General features: G+C 71.3%; 16 protein-coding genes. 8 read left to right on the forward strand and 8 right to left on the reverse strand.

All coding sequences use genetic code 11. The annotated features are described in order from the left end of the window. Window positions 1-85: 85 nt before the first annotated feature. Entirely contained in the window at window positions 86-418 is a 333-nt protein-coding gene (locus tag ACIP6N_RS16015; RefSeq protein ID WP_401816062.1) for a hypothetical protein, read from the forward strand. On the opposite strand, the gene ACIP6N_RS16020 is transcribed toward ACIP6N_RS16015, so the two are convergent. The 3 genes from ACIP6N_RS16020 to ACIP6N_RS16030 all read right to left on the reverse strand — a co-directional run bounded on the left by ACIP6N_RS16020 (window position 402) and on the right by ACIP6N_RS16030 (window position 3,912). Then, window positions 402-1,289 (reverse strand): hypothetical protein, encoded by an 888-nt coding sequence (locus ACIP6N_RS16020; protein WP_401816239.1) that lies wholly within the window; start codon window positions 1,287-1,289, stop codon window positions 402-404. The two genes, ACIP6N_RS16015 and ACIP6N_RS16020, sit on opposite strands and share 17 nt — an antisense overlap. 243 nt (window positions 1,290-1,532) lie before the next feature. After that, the gene (locus ACIP6N_RS16025; RefSeq protein ID WP_401816063.1) at window positions 1,533-2,753 is read right to left on the reverse strand and encodes an acetyl-CoA C-acetyltransferase; all 1,221 of its coding nucleotides are present in this window, start codon (window positions 2,751-2,753) and stop codon (window positions 1,533-1,535) included. 169 nt (window positions 2,754-2,922) lie between these two features. Then, the gene (locus tag ACIP6N_RS16030) at window positions 2,923-3,912 is read right to left on the reverse strand and encodes an SGNH/GDSL hydrolase family protein (RefSeq protein WP_401816241.1); all 990 of its coding nucleotides are present in this window, start codon (window positions 3,910-3,912) and stop codon (window positions 2,923-2,925) included. Window positions 3,913-4,053: 141 nt separating this feature from the next. Between ACIP6N_RS16030 and ACIP6N_RS16035 the strand changes: the two genes are divergently transcribed. Next, window positions 4,054-5,451 carry a cystathionine beta-synthase gene (locus tag ACIP6N_RS16035; protein ID WP_401816064.1) on the forward strand — a complete coding sequence of 466 codons (1,398 nt, stop codon included), beginning with the start codon at window positions 4,054-4,056 and terminating at the stop codon, window positions 5,449-5,451. 302 nt (window positions 5,452-5,753) lie between these two features. Here the strand turns inward: ACIP6N_RS16035 and ACIP6N_RS16040 are convergent, their stop codons facing one another. The 4 genes from ACIP6N_RS16040 to ACIP6N_RS16055 all read right to left on the reverse strand — a co-directional run bounded on the left by ACIP6N_RS16040 (window position 5,754) and on the right by ACIP6N_RS16055 (window position 9,446). Beyond that, entirely contained in the window at window positions 5,754-6,758 is a 1,005-nt protein-coding gene (locus ACIP6N_RS16040; RefSeq protein ID WP_401816066.1) for an ABC transporter substrate-binding protein, read from the reverse strand. A 184-nt stretch (window positions 6,759-6,942) separates the two neighbouring features. Further along, window positions 6,943-7,608 carry an ABC transporter permease gene (locus tag ACIP6N_RS16045; protein ID WP_401816067.1) on the reverse strand — a complete coding sequence of 222 codons (666 nt, stop codon included), beginning with the start codon at window positions 7,606-7,608 and terminating at the stop codon, window positions 6,943-6,945. 6 nt (window positions 7,609-7,614) lie between these two features. Beyond that, window positions 7,615-8,280: an ABC transporter permease gene (locus tag ACIP6N_RS16050; RefSeq protein WP_401816068.1), complete on the reverse strand. Its 666-nt coding sequence runs from the start codon at window positions 8,278-8,280 to the stop codon at window positions 7,615-7,617. Continuing rightward, the gene (locus ACIP6N_RS16055) at window positions 8,277-9,446 is read right to left on the reverse strand and encodes an ABC transporter ATP-binding protein (RefSeq protein ID WP_401816070.1); all 1,170 of its coding nucleotides are present in this window, start codon (window positions 9,444-9,446) and stop codon (window positions 8,277-8,279) included. Before ACIP6N_RS16055 ends, ACIP6N_RS16050 begins: the two co-directional genes overlap by 4 nt. 161 nt (window positions 9,447-9,607) lie before the next feature. Here ACIP6N_RS16055 and ACIP6N_RS16060 point away from each other — a divergent pair, with 161 nt between their 5' ends. The 3 genes from ACIP6N_RS16060 to ACIP6N_RS16070 all read left to right on the forward strand — a co-directional run bounded on the left by ACIP6N_RS16060 (window position 9,608) and on the right by ACIP6N_RS16070 (window position 11,436). Then, window positions 9,608-9,949 (forward strand): hypothetical protein, encoded by a 342-nt coding sequence (locus tag ACIP6N_RS16060; RefSeq protein ID WP_401816072.1) that lies wholly within the window; start codon window positions 9,608-9,610, stop codon window positions 9,947-9,949. Beyond that, window positions 9,946-10,782, forward strand: a complete 837-nt coding sequence (locus tag ACIP6N_RS16065) for a MurR/RpiR family transcriptional regulator (protein WP_401816074.1) — start codon at window positions 9,946-9,948, stop codon at window positions 10,780-10,782. Before ACIP6N_RS16060 ends, ACIP6N_RS16065 begins: the two co-directional genes overlap by 4 nt. An 87-nt stretch (window positions 10,783-10,869) precedes the next feature. Then, window positions 10,870-11,436, forward strand: coding sequence for a hypothetical protein (locus ACIP6N_RS16070; RefSeq protein WP_401816242.1), 567 nt, complete (start codon window positions 10,870-10,872; stop codon window positions 11,434-11,436). 54 nt (window positions 11,437-11,490) lie between these two features. Here the strand turns inward: ACIP6N_RS16070 and ACIP6N_RS16075 are convergent, their stop codons facing one another. After that, window positions 11,491-12,891: a diaminopimelate decarboxylase gene (locus ACIP6N_RS16075; RefSeq protein ID WP_401816076.1), complete on the reverse strand. Its 1,401-nt coding sequence runs from the start codon at window positions 12,889-12,891 to the stop codon at window positions 11,491-11,493. A gap of 173 nt (window positions 12,892-13,064) precedes the next feature. On the opposite strand from ACIP6N_RS16075, the gene hutU reads away from it, so the two are divergent. From hutU to ACIP6N_RS16090, 3 genes are all read left to right on the forward strand, one after another. Then, on the forward strand, window positions 13,065-14,783 hold the full coding sequence (gene hutU, locus ACIP6N_RS16080) for a urocanate hydratase (RefSeq protein ID WP_401816077.1): 1,719 nt from the start codon (window positions 13,065-13,067) through the stop codon (window positions 14,781-14,783). Between the two features lie 125 nt (window positions 14,784-14,908). After that, window positions 14,909-16,204 (forward strand): allantoate amidohydrolase, encoded by a 1,296-nt coding sequence (locus ACIP6N_RS16085; protein ID WP_401816245.1) that lies wholly within the window; start codon window positions 14,909-14,911, stop codon window positions 16,202-16,204. Next, complete coding sequence (locus ACIP6N_RS16090) at window positions 16,201-17,724, forward strand: formimidoylglutamate deiminase (protein ID WP_401816079.1); 1,524 nt, start codon at window positions 16,201-16,203, stop codon at window positions 17,722-17,724. The genes ACIP6N_RS16085 and ACIP6N_RS16090 overlap by 4 nt, the downstream gene beginning before the upstream one ends. Window positions 17,725-17,762 lie beyond the last annotated feature (38 nt).

Genomic DNA, 17,762 nt, shown 5'->3' on the forward strand with positions numbered 1-17,762 from the left:
GCTTGTGCCCGCGGGCCCCTTCCGCGTTTCCGGTTCCGGTCACCGGCGGTGGCGGCGCCGGGCCCGGGGCGCGTAGGGTCGCCGCGTGCTCGATACAACGCCTCTGACGGACGCCGTGGACCGACTCTCCGACCGGCTGCGGGGTGCCCCGCAGAGCCGGCTCCAGCGCGGAGTGGCGGCCGAGGCGCTGGCGCTGGCCCGGGAGTTGTCCGTACGGGCCCAGCGGCTGGAGGGCGCGGGCGGCGAGGGCTGCCAGGAGCTGCGGATCATGCCGGACCTGGGAGTGTTCGCGGTCGCGGACCAACTCGCCGTCGCGGCGGGCGATCTGGCGGAGGCACTGCGAACGGCCCCGTCCGCGGTGGAGCTGGACGAGGCCGTGGGATCGGTTGAGCGGGTGGCGGCTACAGCGAGGCTATGACGCGGTCCGCGAGGATGTAGACGTGCTCCTCGGAGCCGTCGGCTCCGGCGGACCCGTCCTCCTCGGCGTTCCCGCAGGAGAACGTCAGCGTGTACGCGCCGGAGACGCCGGACCCGCCGAGCAGGAACGGGGCGTCGCCCTCGCGCAGCGCCTCGGCGAGCCGTTCGGCGGTCTCGCGGTGGCCCGGGGTCATGCAGAGCGTCGTGCCGTCCGTGAAGACGTAGACGTCGAGCGTGCCCAGCGGTCCCGGACGTACGTCGGAGAGCGCCGTACGGGCTCCGGCCAGCTCCTCGAGACGCGCGACCGTACGTTCGTGATCGGTGACCACCGGGGCCTGCACGGGGACGAAGTCCGGGTGCGAGGGGTGCCGGCGGCGGGCGGCGGCCAGCTCGGGGGAGTCCTCGGCGAACTCGTTGACCTCGCTCACCTCACTGACGTCGGAGAGGTCGGGGAGTCCGTCGTCGTCGTACGTGTCGGTCGCGTCGAAGTCCAGTGACCCCAGCCCGGCGAAATCCGGCTGGCGGGGCACGTAGAACGGGGGCTCCGTGTCGGGAGCGCCGAGGTTGCCCAGCAGCGTCGGGGTGTCGGAGACGTCCCGTGCCTCCTGAGCGGCCCAGAAGGCACGTGCCTCGGCCAGCTCGCGTTCACGCTCGTCGGCCAGTGCTTCGGCGACGGCGGTGCGTATCTCCTCGGTCTGCGTCGCGGAAGCCCTTCTGGCCTGCGGTACGGCGGCGGTCGCACCGCCCGGGTTCGCCGAGGCCAGCTCGTCGCGCAGGGCGCTGACCTGGGCGCGCAGCCCGTGGACGGCGTGCAGGGCCGCCGCGCCCACGACCGTGGCGGCGGCCGTGGTCAGCAGCAGGGCAAGAGACATGGCGCTCACTGACTACTCCCGGTGCAATCGATACCCCCGACTTCCTACATCAGCTTCTCGTGGGTGGTGCGCCCGGCGTCAGTGCATTACGTCATGAAATGGACAGGTCTTTAGGCCCGCGGTTTCCCATCGTTAACCGCCTGACCTGCGGAAACTAATCTCCCCCAGAGGAAGATCACATCCTGGGGGAGATTCAGTCACGACTGGAGATCGGTACGGTTGGCGCGGTCGGTGATCGCGTTGTCAGCTCAGCCGCTCGATGACCATCGCCATGCCCTGGCCGCCGCCCACGCACATGGTTTCGAGGCCGAACTGCTTGTCGTGGAACTGGAGGCTGTTGATCAGCGTGCCGGTGATGCGGGCGCCCGTCATGCCGAAGGGGTGGCCGACGGCGATGGCGCCGCCGTTGACGTTCAGCTTCTCCAGCGGGATGTCCAGGTCCCGGTAGGAGGGGATGACCTGGGCGGCGAACGCCTCGTTGATCTCGACGAGGTCGATGTCGCCGATGGTCAGCCCGGCGCGCGAGAGTGCCTGACGGGACGCCTCGACCGGCCCGTATCCCATGATCTCGGGCGAGAGGCCCGTCACGCCGGTGGAGACGATCCGGGCCAGCGGGGTCAGGCCCAGCTCGCGCGCCTTGGTGTCCGACATGATCACGAGTGCGGCGGCGCCGTCGTTGAGCGGGCAGCAGTTGCCGGCCGTCACGAGTCCGTCGGGCCGGAAGACGGGCTTCAGGCCTGCCACGCCCTCCATGGTCACTCCGGCGCGCGGTCCGTCGTCCGTGGCGACCACCGTGCCGTCCGGGGTCGTCACCGGCGTGATCTCGCGCTCCCAGAAGCCGTTCTTGATGGCTTCCTCGGCGAGGTTCTGGGACCGCACGCCGAACTCGTCCATGTCCTGGCGGGTGACGCCCTTGGAGCGGGCCAGGTTCTCCGCGGTCTGCCCCATCGCGATGTACGCGTCCGGCACGAGGCCGTCCTCGCGGGGGTCGTGCCACTGCGCGCCCTCGCTCTGCGCGACGGCGGCGGTACGTTCCTCGGCGTCGGCGAACAGCGGGTTGTGCGTACCCGGCATGCCGTCGCTCGACCCGTTGACCGATCGGGACACCATCTCGACACCCGCCGAGATGAAGACGTCGCCCTCGCCCGCCTTGATGGCGTGCAGCGCCATCCGGGAGGTCTGGAGGGACGAGGAGCAGTAACGCGTGATGGTGCAGCCGGGGAGGTGGTCCATCCCCATCTGGACGGCGACGATCCGGCCCAGGTTGTGCCCCTGTTCGCCGCCGGGCAGGCCGCAGCCGAGCATCAGGTCGTCGATGTCGCGGGGGTCGAGCCCGGGGATCTTGTCGAGCGCGGCCTGAATGATCGTGGCGGTCAGGTCGTCGGGCCGCAGCTCCTTGAGCGAGCCCTTGAAGGCCCGGCCGATCGGTGAGCGGGCGGCAGAGACGATCACGGCTTCGGGCATCACGGCTCCAAGAGGACGGGAAAGCAGGACTGGTTCGGAAGTTACCCGCACGTAGCGTTCAGGTCACCGAGGTGGACGTGTGATGCGGGCCTCTTTTCTAAGCGCTTGCTCATTCTGTCACCGGTGGCGGAGCGGGAACAGCCCGTGACGCGGAGCGGTCCGGGATCCCCTACGCCCGGCGCGCCTCCTTCGACGTGGCCGCCTCCTCTGTCTCCTCCGGCAGGTGCCTGCGCCGGCGGTGCTTGAGGAGGGCCCAGGGCGCACGCGCGCCCGAGACCTCCGTGCCCGCCTCCGACGCGGCCGCCGACGCCGCCTTCGCCACCGGCAGGACGTCCTCGTCGCGTGCCACGTCCAGGTGGTCCGTCTCCGGCCACAGGCCGAGCGCCGCGCACAGCGTCGGCAGGACCGCCATCGCGGCCGTCGCGTATCCCTCCACCGACGGGTGGTAGTTGTCGGGGCCGAACAGCTCCCTCGGGTGCGCCTCGAACTCGGGCCCCAGCAGATCGCCCAGCGAGAGCGTACGGCCGCCCTGCTCCACCGTCACGATGGTCTGCGCCGCCGCCAGCTGCCTGCTCGTACGGCGGGCCAGCCAGCGCAGCGGCTGGTACACCGGCTCGATCGTGCCGAGGTCCGGGCAGGTCGCGACGACCACCTCCGCGCCCGTCGTACGGAGCCTGCGGACCGCGCCCGAGAGGTGCCGTACGGACTCCGTGGCCGGCATCCGGTGCGTGACGTCATTGGCGCCGATCATGATCGTGCAGACATCGGGCATCCAGGCCGGGTTTCCGAGCATCAGCGACACCTGCCGGTCCAGATCGTCCGACCTCGCGCCAGGCAGTGCCACGTTGTGCAGCTCCACCGGCCGCTCCGCGACCGCCGCGAGCCCCGACGCGAGCAGTGCGCCCGGCGTCTGCCCCGTACGCCGTACCCCCTGCCCCGCTGCCAGGGAGTCGCCGAGCATGCCCATGCGCAGGGGTTCCGTGTGGCCGAAGGCCATGCCGTACCAGCCGTCGCCGCTCGGCGGTACGGGCGCCTCCCCGGCGCCGACCGACCTTTTGGCCAGCTGGACCTCGGCCAGCAGAATGCCCACCCCCGCCGCACCGATCAGGCCGATGCTCCCGCCGCCGTACGCGGCGCCCGCCGCGATGCGGCGTGCCACCCTCGCTCTCGACACAGTCCGAGCCCCTCTCCGCGTCCATCAGCCGACTCCTCAGCTAACTGCCCCGAAAGGACGGTCGCCCAATCCCGCCCGGCTGCGCATACGCTGGCCGGACCATTACGGAGATCCCGGAGACATACGGTGCAATTCCACGACTCGATGATCAGTCTCGTTGGCAATACCCCGCTGCTGAAGCTGAACAGCGTGACCGCGGGCATTCAGGCGACCGTCCTGGCCAAGGTCGAATACTTCAACCCCGGCGGTTCCGTCAAGGACCGCATCGCGCTGCGCATGATCGAAGCGGCCGAGAAGAGCGGCGAGCTGAAGCCGGGGGGCACGATCGTCGAACCGACGAGCGGCAACACCGGCGTCGGTCTCGCCATCGTCGCGCAGCAGAAGGGCTACAAGTGCCTCTTCGTCTGCCCCGACAAGGTGTCCATGGACAAGATCAACGTGCTGCGGGCGTACGGAGCCGAGGTCGTCGTCTGCCCGACGGCGGTCGACCCCGACCACCCCGACTCGTACTACAACGTCTCCGACCGCCTCGTGCGGGAGACGCCCGGCGCCTGGAAGCCGGACCAGTACAGCAACCCGAACAACCCGCGCTCGCACTACGAGACGACCGGTCCGGAGCTGTGGACGCAGACGGACGGGAAGATCACCCACTTCGTCGCCGGCGTCGGCACCGGCGGCACGATCTCGGGCACCGGCCGCTACCTCAAGGAGGTCAGTGACGGCGGTGTGCGCATCGTGGGCGCCGACCCCGAGGGGTCGGTCTACTCCGGCGGTTCCGGGCGGCCGTATCTGGTCGAGGGCGTCGGCGAGGACTTCTGGCCCTCGGCGTACGACAGCACGGTCACGGACGAGATCGTCGCCGTGTCCGACAAGGACTCGTTCCAGATGACGCGCCGCCTCGCCAAGGAGGAGGGCCTGCTGGTCGGCGGCTCCTGCGGGATGGCGGTCGTGGCGGCGCTGAAGGTCGCGGAGGGCCTCGGCCCCGACGACGTCGTGGTCGTGCTGCTGCCCGACAGTGGCCGCGGCTACCTGAGCAAGATCTTCAACGACGAGTGGATGAACGACTACGGCTTCCTGGAGCAGGGCGTCGGCGTGGCGGCCATCGTGGACGTGCTCAAGCACAAGGAGGGCAGCACGATCCCCCACCTCGTCCACATGCACCCCGAGGAGACGGTCGGCGAGGCCATCGAGGTCCTGCGGGAGTACGGCGTCTCCCAGATGCCGATCGTCAAGCCGGGCGCGGGACATCCGGACGTGATGGCCGCGGAGGTCATCGGCTCGGTCGTCGAACGGGAACTGCTCGACGCGCTCTTCACCCGGCGCGCCGCGCTCACCGACCCGCTGGAGAAGCACATGTCCGCCCCGCTGCCGCAGGTCGGCTCGGGCGAACCGGTCGCCGACCTGATGACCGCGCTGAGCGGCCAGAGCGGGGCCGACGCGGCGATCGTGCTGGTCGAGGGCAAGCCGACGGGCGTGGTGAGCAGGCAGGACCTGCTCTCGTTCCTCTCGGCGGAGACCCACTAGCACCCGGGCAGGCCGGTCGCGGAGGCCCGCTGTCCGTGACCGGCCTGCCCGACGTGTCGCACACGCGGATTCGAGGACACGCGGATTCGTACAAGCGGTACGAGCGCGACACGTCGACGCAGCACACGCTTAACACGCGTCCGGCACAGTCGTTGTTGTCGGCGTCACGGACAACCGGAGCGGCTCCCGGACCTCCATCGACGCCCAGGACGCGCTCATCCGGCCCTGACCCGGACCGTGTCCCTCGCGGGGACCGCCGTCGTCCCGCCCCCCGGCAACGGGGGTGCGGCGGTCCCCGCGACTTACTCGTCCCCGGACTTCTTCGCGCTCTTTTTCCCGGCCTTGTTCCCGCCCGTCAGACCGTGGTCCCTGGCCCAGGTGCCGGCGACCTCGTCCGGGTCCTTCTTGTCCTTGTCGACCTGGCGATTCAGCTCGGTCAGATCCTTGGTGGACAGCGCGTTGCCCAGCCGGGCCAGCGCCTTGCGCACGGTCGAGTCGGCCTTGCGGTCCGCGATCAGCGGCACCACGCGCTGGCCGGGTACGAGATTCTTCGGGTCGCTCAGGATCACCCAGTCCTCCGAGACGATGTCCGTGTCGGTGGTGAACAGGTTGGCGATGTCCACATCGCCCTTCTTCAGCGCGCCCTTGACCAGCGGACCCGACGAGTCGAGGGACTTGAACTCCTTGAGCCGTACACCGTAGACGTCCCGCAGCCCGGGTACGCCCACATCGCGCGTCTTCAGCTCGGGTGCGGCGCCGAGAACGAGTTTGCCGTTCTGCTTCGTCAGATCGGCGAGCGAGGAGAGCCCGTACTTCCGCGCGGTCTCGCGGGTGACGACGAACGCGTCCGAGTCCTCCGCCACTCCGTACGGGAGGACCTGCAGACCGGCGGGGAGCGCGATGGCGAGGGCGTTCTGCATCTCGCCCTCCTCGCTCGCCGTCGCCTTCGGGTCGAGGTAGTGCAGCAGCGCGCCCTGGTACTCCGGCAGCAGGTCGATGTCGCCGCCCTTCAGGGCCGGGACGACGATCTCGCGCGTGCCGAGATTGGGGCGGACGGTCGTCTTCACACCGGCGGCGCCGAGGACGGCGGCGTAGAGGTAGCCGAGTATCTGGTTCTCGGTGAAGTTGGCGGTGCCGATGACGAGGCCGTCGGCGCTGGAACCGCCGGCTGCGCCACCGCCGCTGCCCTGGCCGTCGAGCGAGGTGATGCCGCTGCTGCACGCGGCGAGCGCGGGGACGGAGGCGGCGGCGAACAGGCCGCCGAGCAGGGTCCTTCGGTTGAGCGGTGCGTTCGGGGGCGGGGTCACGGGGGTTCTCCTCGGGCGGCGGGATCAGGTCGGAGGGCTGTGGCCGGACGGCGTTGTCCGGCGGCGTGCTCGGGCGGCTCTGCCGGACGGCCCGGTCGGGCTTCGTGAGGCTGCGTGAGGCCGCGTCAGGCGGGTTCTTCAGGCGGGCGCTTCCGTCAGGCAGGCTTCGCGGTGGCGGGCTTCTTCAGGCGGCTTCGCGGTGACGGAACAGGGCGCGCTGGAGTCCGGACAGCGCCAGGTCGAGAACGATCGCGACGACCGCCACCAGCACCGCTCCGCCCAGCACCTGCACGAGGTCACGCTGCGCCAGCCCGTCGAACACGTACCGGCCGAGCCCGCCGAAACTGACGTACGCGGCGACGGTCGCCGTCGCCACCACCTGGATCAGCGCGAGCCGCAGCCCCGTCATGATCAGCGGCAGCGCGAGCGGGATCTCGACCTGGAGGAGGACCTGATGACCGCGCATGCCCTGGCCGCGCGCCGCGTCCCGTACCTCCGGGTCGACGGCGGTCATCCCGGCGTACGTGTTGGTCACGATGGACGGGACCGCGAGCGCCACCAGCGCGACGTACACCGGGGTCATGGACAGCCCGCCGGCCAGGAAGACCAGCACCACCAGACCCACGGTCGGCAGCGCGCGGCCGAACGACGCGAGGTTGATGGCGACGAAGGCGCCCCGGCCCGTGTGCCCGATGAGCAGGCCGAGGGGCAGCGCGATGACGGCGGCGATCAGGGTCGCCAGCAGGGAGTACTGGAGGTGTTCCGCGAGCCGGTGCAGGATGCCGTCGGATCCTGTCCACTGCTCGCCGGAGACCAGCCAGCCGCCGAGGTTCTTGAAGAGTTCGTACATGGCGGGTCAGGCCCTCCCAGGCTGTGAGTACCGCTGGCGCCGCCTGGTCCAGGGCGTGAGGACGTACTGCACGGCCACCAGCAGGGCGTCGGCCACCAGCGCGAGCAGCAGCGTCAGGACGACACCGGCCACCACCGGCGTCGGGAAGTCGCGCTGGAAGCCGTCGGTGAAGAGCTGGCCGAGGCCGCCGTCGCCGATGTACGTGGCGACACTGACGAGCGAGATCGACATGACGGTCGCGATCCGGACGCCCGCCATGATCACCGGCAGCGCGAGCGGCAGTTCGACGGTCAGGAGCGTGCGCAGGGGGCGCATGCCCATGGCGACGGACGCCTCGCGTGCTTTGGCCGGTACGGAGTCGAGCCCTTCCACGGTGTTCCGCAGGAGGACGACGAGCGTGTAGATCGTCAGGCCGATGACCGTGGTCGTACGGGTCAGGCCGGAGACCGGCAGCAGGAGCACGAAGACCGCGATGGACGGGATCGTGAACAGGACGTTCGAGAGCCCGAGGAGAAATCCGCGCAGGGGGCGGACGCGGTGGGCGAGGACCGCGAGGGGGAGGGAGATCAGCAGGCCGAAGAAGACGGCGGTGAGGGCGGCCTGGAGGTGGGAGAGGGAGAGGCTGACGAGGTCGCTCGTGTGGTCGGAGATCCACGACCATTCGATGGTCACGCGGGACGGCTTTCGGCTCCGGACGCGCTGCCGGTCGCGGTTGCGGTCGCGGTCGCGGAGGCCGCCGGGGCGCGGCCCGTTCCCGCCTCGTGGTGCCAGTCGCCCGCGCGCTCGTGTATCGCCTCACGTGAGGTGACGCCCGTCAGTACGCCGTCGGCGTCGACCCGTGCCACCAGGCCCGACGGCGAGGCGATCGACTCGTTCAGCGCCGCGAGCAGCGAGTCCGTGTCGCGCAGCGGGCGTACGGGCCGCAGCCGCGCCTCGCCGCAGGGGCCGGTGTGCGGGGCCGCGTCCGGGTCGAGCCAGCCGAGCGGTTCGCCCTTCGCCGAGATCACCAGACGGGGGCCGCCGCCGTCCCGGGGCGCGGGCTCGTCCGCCCGTACCGTCGTCGCGCGCCGGGGCGGTATCTGCGCGAGCGTGCTGAGCGAGAGCAGTTTCAGTTCGCGTTCGGCGCCGAGGAAGTCCGCCACGAAGTCGTTCGCCGGGCGGGCCAGCAGTTCGGCCGGTTCGGCGCACTGCACCAGGTGGCCGCCCTCGCGGAAGACGGCTATGCGGTCACCGAGCCGTACCGCCTCGTCTATGTCATGCGTGACGAACGCGATGGTCTTGTTCAACTCCTTCTGGAGCCGCAGCAGTTCGTCCTGGAGCTGGGTCCGTACGACCGGGTCGACCGCGCCGAAGGGCTCGTCCATCAGCAGCACCGGCGGATCCGCCGCCAGCGCCCGCGCGACGCCGACGCGCTGCTGCTGGCCGCCGGAGAGCTGGTGCGGGTAGCGCTTGCCCGACTCGGCCGTCAGACCGACCGTCTCCAGCAGCTCTGCCGCGCGCGTACGGGCCTTCTTGCGGCCCCAGCCGAGCAGCAGCGGCACGGTCGCGATGTTGTCGAGGACCGTGCGGTGCGGGAAGAGGCCGGACTGCTGGATGACGTAGCCGATACCGCGCCGCAGGTCGGCGGCGTCCTGCTCCAGGACGTCCTTGCCGCCGAGCATGATCGTGCCCGAGGTCGGGTCGACCATGCGGTTGATCATGCGGAGCGTGGTGGTCTTCCCGCATCCGGAGGAGCCGACCAGGACGGTGATGCCGCCCTCCGGCATGTCCAGCGTCAGGTCGCGAACCGCTGTAGTGCCGTTGGGAAACCGTTTGTTCACGGCATCGAACTTGATCATCACTCGTCCCTTGCCCGGCCTGCATATAGTCATGCAGAGTTCTGGGTGTCTGAATAGGTGACTCATGCCCCGAGGCGAACCCCTGGGCACAGTCGGCGTTGACAGATGCAGATGGCCGAGGGGTAAGGCGAAGCGTCCGGATGAGGAGGCGGTTGAGCGTGATGTCGTCCCGAAGGGTGGACTCATCGACCGGCAGCACGGCCATCATCGTGCTGGACGGACAGAGCCTCCGGGCAGCCGATGTCGTACGGCCGGCCAGGGGCGCCGCTCATCCCGTACCCGGCATTGACGGGATCAAGCGTCCGGAACCGGCCTGGAACGGGGCGCGGGAGCCGGCCACGTCCGGACGGGTGTGCGAGTGCTCTGCCGGTGTCGGGGCCAACCGCGCCGAGTCCGTCGCGGCGACGGGAACGGCGACCGGCACGGCGACCGGCATGGTGACGGGGGCGGCGACCGGCACGGCGCCCCGTCCGCACACCGATCCGACAAGGGGGATCGCATGAGCGACAGCCCCGCGGCCCGGCTCCAGCAGCTCTTCGAGGGCCACCGGCTCACCCCGACCCAGCGGCGCATCGCGCACAGCATGGTGCGGCGGGCCGTGGACGCCCCCTTCCTGTCCAGCGTGGAGCTGGCCGAACTGGCCGGAGTCAGCCAGCCGTCCGTGACCCGCTTCGCGGTCGCGCTCGGCTTCGACGGCTATCCGGCGCTGCGCAGGCATCTGCGGGAGGTCACGCCCGCCGAACCGGCGGCGGGGGAGCCCGCGTACAACGAGTACCAGCAGGCCGTACGCGGCGAGATCGAGAATCTGCGGCAGCTGTCCGAACTGCTCGCCGACCCGGCGCCGATCGAGCGCGCGGGCCAACTGCTTGCCGCGTCGAGGCCGTTGCCGGTGCTCGGGCTGCGTGCCGCTTCCTCCCAGGCGCGCGGCTTCGCCTACTTCGCGGCCAAGGTCCACCCCGACGTACGGCTGTTGGACGAGGGCGGCACGATGCTCGCCGACCGTATCGACGCGGCCGCGCGCGCGGGCGCGAGCACGCTGCTCTGCTTCGCGCTGCCGCGCCATCCCAAGGAGGTCGTGGAAGCGCTGGCGTACGCGCGGGCGGCCGGACTGACTGTGGTGACGGTCGCCGACTCCGCGTTCGCGCCGGTCGCCGCCCACAGCGATCTGCTGATCCCGGCGGCGGTCGGCACGGGCCTCGCGTTCGACACGGCGTGCGCGCCGATGCTGCTCGGGCGGGTGCTGCTGGAAGCCATGTGCGACGACCTGCCGGACGCACAGGCGCGGTTGGAGGAGTTCGACGCGGGCGCGGTGGCGCGCGGACTCTTCGTCGAGTGACTGCCGGGCCCCGCGTCGGCCGCTCTCAGGAAAAGCTCAGAGAACGCCATTAATCTGCCCGCCATCGTCGGCATGAGGAGGCAGGTCGTGGGGCGTGGCGGGCAGTCGTTGGCGCGGGTCGCGGTGATCGTACGGGCGGGTGCGGTGCCGCTGTGGTGGCTCGGGGTCCTGGCCGCCGCGATCGGGATCTTCGTACCGGGCTTGACGGGCCGAAGGGTCGGTGTGTACGCCGGTGTGGCGCTGTTCGTGGTGTGTGCCGGTGTGGTCGCGCTCATACGCAGGCGCAGATACACCGCGTGGACGGCGGCCGCCACGCGGGCCGGCAAGTTCGACTTCCTCCAGGACCGCGGTGTGACGCTGCTGAACTGGCGCCGCGCGCACCGCTGGTGGCTGCTGGCCGGCTTTGTCGTCGCCCTGGGAAGCTCGTTCGCGCTGCCCGCCGCCGGCGGGCTCGCGCTCGCGGGTGCGGGCGCCGGGCTGTGGCTCAAGGCGCTCTGGCTCGGCCGCCGCGAACGCCGGGACGAGGCGCTGCTGTGGGTGCGTACGGACTGGGCCGGGACCGGGCGCCCGGTCGGCGACCAGGTCAAGGGGTACCGGACGACGGGTGCCCGCGCCGGTGACGCCGCGCCCGGCGGGGCGCGGCGCCGAAGCTGAACCGGACGGGCGTCGGCCGTCGAGCTGGTTCAGTCGCCCGGCCGTCGAGCCCCGTCAGCCGTCCAGCAGCGCGTCCGCGTGCGCGCCGCCCGACTCGGCGACGATCTCCTCGACGGTCTGGGCGGGCCGTACGGTCGCGAAGCGGACCTTGCCACCGGAGGCCCCGGACTCGTCGGTGAAGCCCAGGACGGCGGGCCTGGCAAGGCTGTTGTAGGCGTAGTGGTTGGAGAAGTAGTACGCGCCGGTGTCGAGCGCGGCGACGAAGTCGCCCTGTTCGACCAGCGGCAGCGACCGGTTCTCGGCGAGCAGGTCACCCGCGAAGCAGGCGGGCCCGGCGATGTCCTGGGCGACGGCGGGCCCGGTCCTCGGCCGCCCCCCGGCGTCGTACGGAGCGATGCGCAACGGCCAGGAGTCCGGGGCGTAGACGGTCCGGGTGGCGATCTGCGCGCCCGCGTGCGTGACCGCTATGGGCCGCCCGCCCGCGGACTTCGCGTACTCGACGCGCGCCAGGACCGTGCCGTGCTTGGCGAGCAGCGACCGGCCGAACTCGGTGACCAGGCCGTAGCGGCCGTCGAGCAGTCCGGGAACGGTCTCCTTGAGGAGTCCGGCGTACGTGGCGTAGGTCGGCGTCTCCTCGTCGGAGGCGAAGTTGACGGGGAGCCCGCCGCCGATGTCGATGGTGTCGATCTGCTGCCGGCCGGCCGCCGCGTTGATCTCCTCGGCCAGCTCGTACACCGCGCGTACCCCTTCGGCCATGAGAGCGAGCGGGACGCCCTGCGAGCCGGAGTGCGTGTGCAGGCGCGTCAGCCACGGCCGGTCCAGATACGCCTGGACGACCCAGGCGCGGGCCCCCTCGTCGCGCAGCGCGACGCCGAACTTGGAGGTGGAGGTGGCGGTCGACAGCGCCCCGATCGAGCCGCCGCCGATCTGCGGGTTGACGCGTATACCCAGCGGGGAGCGGTTGGGCGAGCCGTCCGCGGTCCCGCGCACGAGGGCGTCGAGCCGCGTCAGCTCCTGCGGATTGTCGGCGTTGACCGCGATACCGAGCGCGAGCGCCTCACTCAGCTCGGCGGGGGTCTTGGCGGGGGAGTCCAGGACGGTTCTGCCGGGCCCCACACCGGCGGCGCGCGCGAGGGCCAGCTCGCCGGGGCTCGCGACCTCGGCGCCGATGCCCTCCTCGCGCAGCAGGCGCAGGACGGGCACGAGAGGCGCGGCCTTCACGGCGAAGGCGTGCAGCACAGGCGTGCCCGGTGGCGTGATTCCGTCGAACGCGGCGCGCAGCGCGGCGGCGGAGGAACGGATGCCGGCGACGTCCAGCAGGGCGAGTACGGGCGCTGCCTCGCTGATGAGGCCCTGTTCCACGGCCGCGCGTACGGCGAGGTCGCGCCGGTTCCGCGCGTCCGCGCCCTCGGCGGTGACGGTGTCGTTGGTGCTGCTTTCCTGATCCGAAGCCATGCACACCAGCCAATCATTCCCCGGTCTCCGGTGCGCGGCCGGTCACTGTTGACTACAACTATTCACCACGCCAGGATGTGAATAGTTTGGCCAACGTGAGAGCCACCGGCACGAGATGGCACGAGATCCGGCACGAGATCCAGCTTGAGATTCACCACGGAGGAGACATCGCCATGTCAGGTCCCCGCCCCGTACGGGCGCCGCGCGGTACGGAGCTGAGCGCCCTGGGATGGCAGCAGGAGGCCGCCCTGCGCATGCTCCAGAACAACCTGGACCCCGAGGTGGCGGAACACCCCGACAAGCTCGTCGTCTACGGCGGCACCGGCAAGGCGGCCCGTGACTGGAACTCGTTCGACGCCATGGTCCGTACGCTGCGCACCCTCAAGCAGGACGAGACGATGCTCGTTCAGTCGGGGCGGCCCGTGGGGGTGCTCCAGACCCACGAGTGGGCGCCGCGCGTGCTGCTCGCCAACTCCAACCTGGTCGGCGACTGGGCGAATTGGGAGGAGTTCCGGCGGCTGGAGGCCCTTGGCCTGACCATGTACGGGCAGATGACGGCCGGTTCATGGATCTACATCGGCACCCAGGGCATCCTCCAGGGGACGTACGAGACCTTCGCGGCCGTCGCCGCCAAGAAGTTCGGCGGCACGCTCGCCGGGACCATCACCCTCACGGCGGGGCTCGGCGGCATGGGCGGCGCGCAGCCCCTCGCCGTGACGATGAACGACGGCGTCGCGATCTGTATCGACTGCGACCCCCGCGCCATCGAGCGCCGTATCGAGCACCGCTTCCTGGACGTACGGGCCGACAGCCTGGAACACGCGCTCCGGCTGGCCGTCGAGGCGCGCGACGCGCGCCGTCCGCTGTCGATCGGCCTGCTCGGCAACGCGGCCGAGCTGCTGCCGAGGATGCTCGCCGAGGGTGCGCCGGTCGACATCGTCACCGACCAGACGTCCGCGCACGACCCGCTGGCGTATCTGCCGCTCGGCGTCGACTTCGACGACATGGAGTCGTACGCCGCCGAGAAGCCGGCCGACTTCACCCGGCGCGCCCGTGAGTCGATGGCCCGGCACGTCGAGGCGATGGTCGGCTTCATGGACGCGGGCGCCGAGGTCTTCGACTACGGCAACTCCATCCGGGGCGAGGCCCGACTCGCCGGTTATGAGCGTGCGTTCGCCTTCCCGGGCTTCGTGCCCGCTTACATCAGGCCGCTGTTCTCCGAGGGCAAGGGCCCCTTCCGCTGGGCAGCCCTGTCCGGCGAGGCGTCGGACATCCACAAGACCGACAAGGCGATCCTCGAACTCTTCCCGGAGAACGAGTCGTTGCACCGCTGGATCAGGATGGCCGGCGAGCGCGTCCAGTTCCAGGGCCTTCCCGCGCGTATCTGCTGGCTCGGCTACGGCGAGCGCGACAAGGCGGGCGAGCGCTTCAACGACATGGTGGCGAGCTGCGAACTGGCCGCGCCGGTCGTCATCGGCCGCGATCACCTGGACTCCGGGTCCGTGGCCTCCCCGTACCGGGAGACCGAGGCGATGCTCGACGGCTCCGACGCGATCGCCGACTGGCCGCTGCTCAACGCCATGGTCAACGTCGCGTCCGGCGCCTCCTGGGTCTCCGTCCACCACGGCGGCGGGGTCGGCATGGGCCGCTCCCTGCACGCCGGCCAGGTGACGGTGGCCGACGGCACGAAGCTCGCGGGCGAGAAGATCCGCCGCGTGCTGACGAACGACCCGGGCATGGGCGTCATCCGGCACGTGGACGCGGGCTACGAGATCGCGGAATCGGTCGCGGCGGAGCGCGGCGTCCGCATCCCGATGCGCGAGGACGCGGACGCCCCGACGACGCGTGCGGGCGCGGACGCCCCGACGACGACCGAGGACGGCACGGCGTGACCGCCGACGAAGGAGCCCGTGCGCGGGGCGCGGGTGCGGGCGACGCGGCCACGGGCCCGGCCACGGACGCGGCCAGGAGCGCGGACACGGGTGCCGGTCCGGGCGGGCTGCCCTCCTTCCAGGAGATGTGGCGCGACCTGGCTCCCATCGGCCGCGACGAAGGCACCCACGGCTACCGCCGCTACGCCTGGACCGCTGCCGACAGCGACTGCCGTGCCTGGTTCCGCGACCAGGCCGAGGCCCGTGGCCTGACGTACGAACTCGACCGCAACGGCAATCAGTGGGCCTGGCTCGGCGACCCCCTGGCCGGGGACGCCGTCGTGACCGGGTCCCATCTGGACTCCGTTCCGGACGGCGGCGCCTTCGACGGCCCGCTCGGCGTCGTGTCGTCCTTCGCCGCGCTCGATGAACTGCGCCGCAGGGGAGCGCGGTTCACCAAGCCCTTCGCCATCACCAACTTCGGTGACGAGGAAGGCGCCCGCTTCGGCCTCGCCTGCGTCGGCTCCCGGCTCACGGCGGGACAGCTCACCGTCGAGAAGGCTCATGCCCTGCGCGACGGCGACGGCGTCTCGCTGCCCCGGGCCATGGAGGCCGCTGGGTACGACCCGGCCACCATCGGTCCCGACCCCGAACGCCTGGCCCGTATCGGCGCGTTCATCGAGCTGCACGTCGAACAGGGCCGCGCGCTCGACCTGTCGGGCGCGCCCGTCGGTATCGCCTCCGCGATCTGGCCGCACGGCCGCTGGCGGTTCGACTTCCTCGGCGAGGCCAACCACGCGGGCACCACCCGCCTCGCCGACCGCCGCGACCCGATGCTGACGTACGCCGAGACCGTCCTCGCCGCGCGCCGTGAGGCGGAGATCGTCGGCGCTCTCGCCACCTTCGGCAAGATCTCCGTCGAGCCCAACGGGGTCAACGCCATTCCCTCCCTCGTCCGTGGCTGGCTGGATTCCCGGGCCGCCGACCAGGCCTCCCTGGACATGGTCGTCGCCGGGGTCGAGGCCGCCGCCCGTGAGCGCGCCGAGCTGGACGGCGTGGAAGTACGGGTCATACAGGAGTCCTTCACTCCCGTGGTCGAGTTCGAACACGCCCTGCGCGACGAGCTGGCCCGGATCCTCACCACCGGTCCGCGCGCTGCCGCGTACGCCGGTAAACCCGCCGGGGAGCCTGGCGAACGCACCGGCGTACGCACTGGTGAAGGGGCCGGGGCATCCGGCGCCGCCCTCACCTCCCTTCCTGTTCTCGGTACCGGCGCCGGCCACGACGCCGGTATTTTGTCCGGCTCCATTCCCACCGCCATGCTGTTCGTCCGGAACCCCACCGGCGTCTCGCACTCCCCGGCCGAATTCGCCGCCGAGGACGACTGCGTGGCTGGGGTCCTGGCGCTCGCCGACGTACTGGAAGGGCTCGCGTGCGTATGACCCAGGCACCGCAGACGACCGAGGGAACACCGACCAGCGAGAAAACACCGACCAGCGAGAAAACACCGACCACCGAGAGAACGCGGACCACCGGAACGCGGACGACCGAGAGACCGCGGAGCGCCGAGGAACCGCAGCGAGACGAGAGAACCGAGGAGGCGCGACGCGAGCCGGACAGTACGTACTGGCTGGAGCACGCCTGGCTCGACCCGTACGTCGAATCCGGTGTGGCTGTCGACGTCATCGACGGCCGGATCAGCGCCGTACGCACCCGCCTGCCCGTCCCGCCTCCCGAAGCGACCGTCCTGCGCGGACTGACCATCCCCGGCCTGGCGAACGCCCACTCGCACGCCTTCCACCGCGCCCTGCGCTCCACCGTCCAGACCGGCTCCGGCACCTTCTGGACCTGGCGCGACCTGATGTACCGCACGGCCGCCCGGCTCACACCCGACTCGTACTACGCGCTCGCCCGCGCCACCTACGCCGAGATGGCGCTGTCCGGCATCACCTCCGTCGGTGAGTTCCACTATCTGCACCACGCACCCGGCGGGGCGCGCTACGACAACCCGAACGCGATGGGCGAGGCCCTGATCGCGGCCGCCGGGGAGGCCGGCATCCGCATCACCCTCCTCGACACCGCCTATCTCGCCTCCGGGATCTCCGGACGGCGCCACGGCGCACCACCGGAACGGCACCAGCTCCGCTTCTCCGACGGTTCGGCCCAGGCCTGGGCCGAGCGCGCCTCGGCGCTCAAGGGCAACGACCGCGCCCGGATCGGCGCGGCGATCCATTCCGTACGCGCCGTACCCGCCGACCAGCTCGGCACCGTCGCGGAATGGGCCGGGACCAGAAGCGCCCCGCTCCACATACATCTCTCCGAGCAGCCCGCGGAGAACGACGCCTGCCTCGCCGTCCACGGCCGCACCCCCGCGCGGCTCCTCGCCGATCACGGTGTCCTGGGCGCCCGCACCACCGGCGTGCACAACACGCACCTCACCGACGAGGACATCAAGCTGCTGGGCTCCACCCGCACCGGAACCTGCATGTGCCCCACCACGGAACGCGATCTGGCCGACGGGATCGGCCCCGCGTTCCGCCTCCAGCGCGCCGGCTCCCCGCTGTCGCTCGGCAGCGACAGCCACGCGGTGATCGACATGCTCGAAGAGGCCCGCGCGATGGAACTCGACGAACGGCTGCGCTCCCGCACCCGGGGCCACTGGACCGCCGCGGCCCTGCTGCGCGCCGCCACCGCCGACGGACACACGGCGATCGGCTGGCCCGAGGCGGGCATGATCGAACGGGGCGCGCTCGCCGATCTGACGACGATCGCCCTGGACACGGTCAGAACCGCGGGACCGCAACGCCTGCTCGGCGTGGAGACCGCGGTATTCGCCGCCTCCGCCGCTGACATACGGCACACGGTCGTAGGCGGCCGTCATGTCGTACGCGACGGAGCCCACGCCCTGGTCCCGGACGTCCCCGCCGCGCTCGCCCGCTCGATCGCGGTCCTGCGCGCCTGACCCCGCCGAAGCCGCCTCCAACACCGCCCCGAGCACCG

This window comes from Streptomyces sp. NPDC088725, assembly GCF_044751305.1.
In the GTDB taxonomy this organism is placed as follows: Bacteria; Actinomycetota; Actinomycetes; order Streptomycetales; family Streptomycetaceae; genus Streptomyces.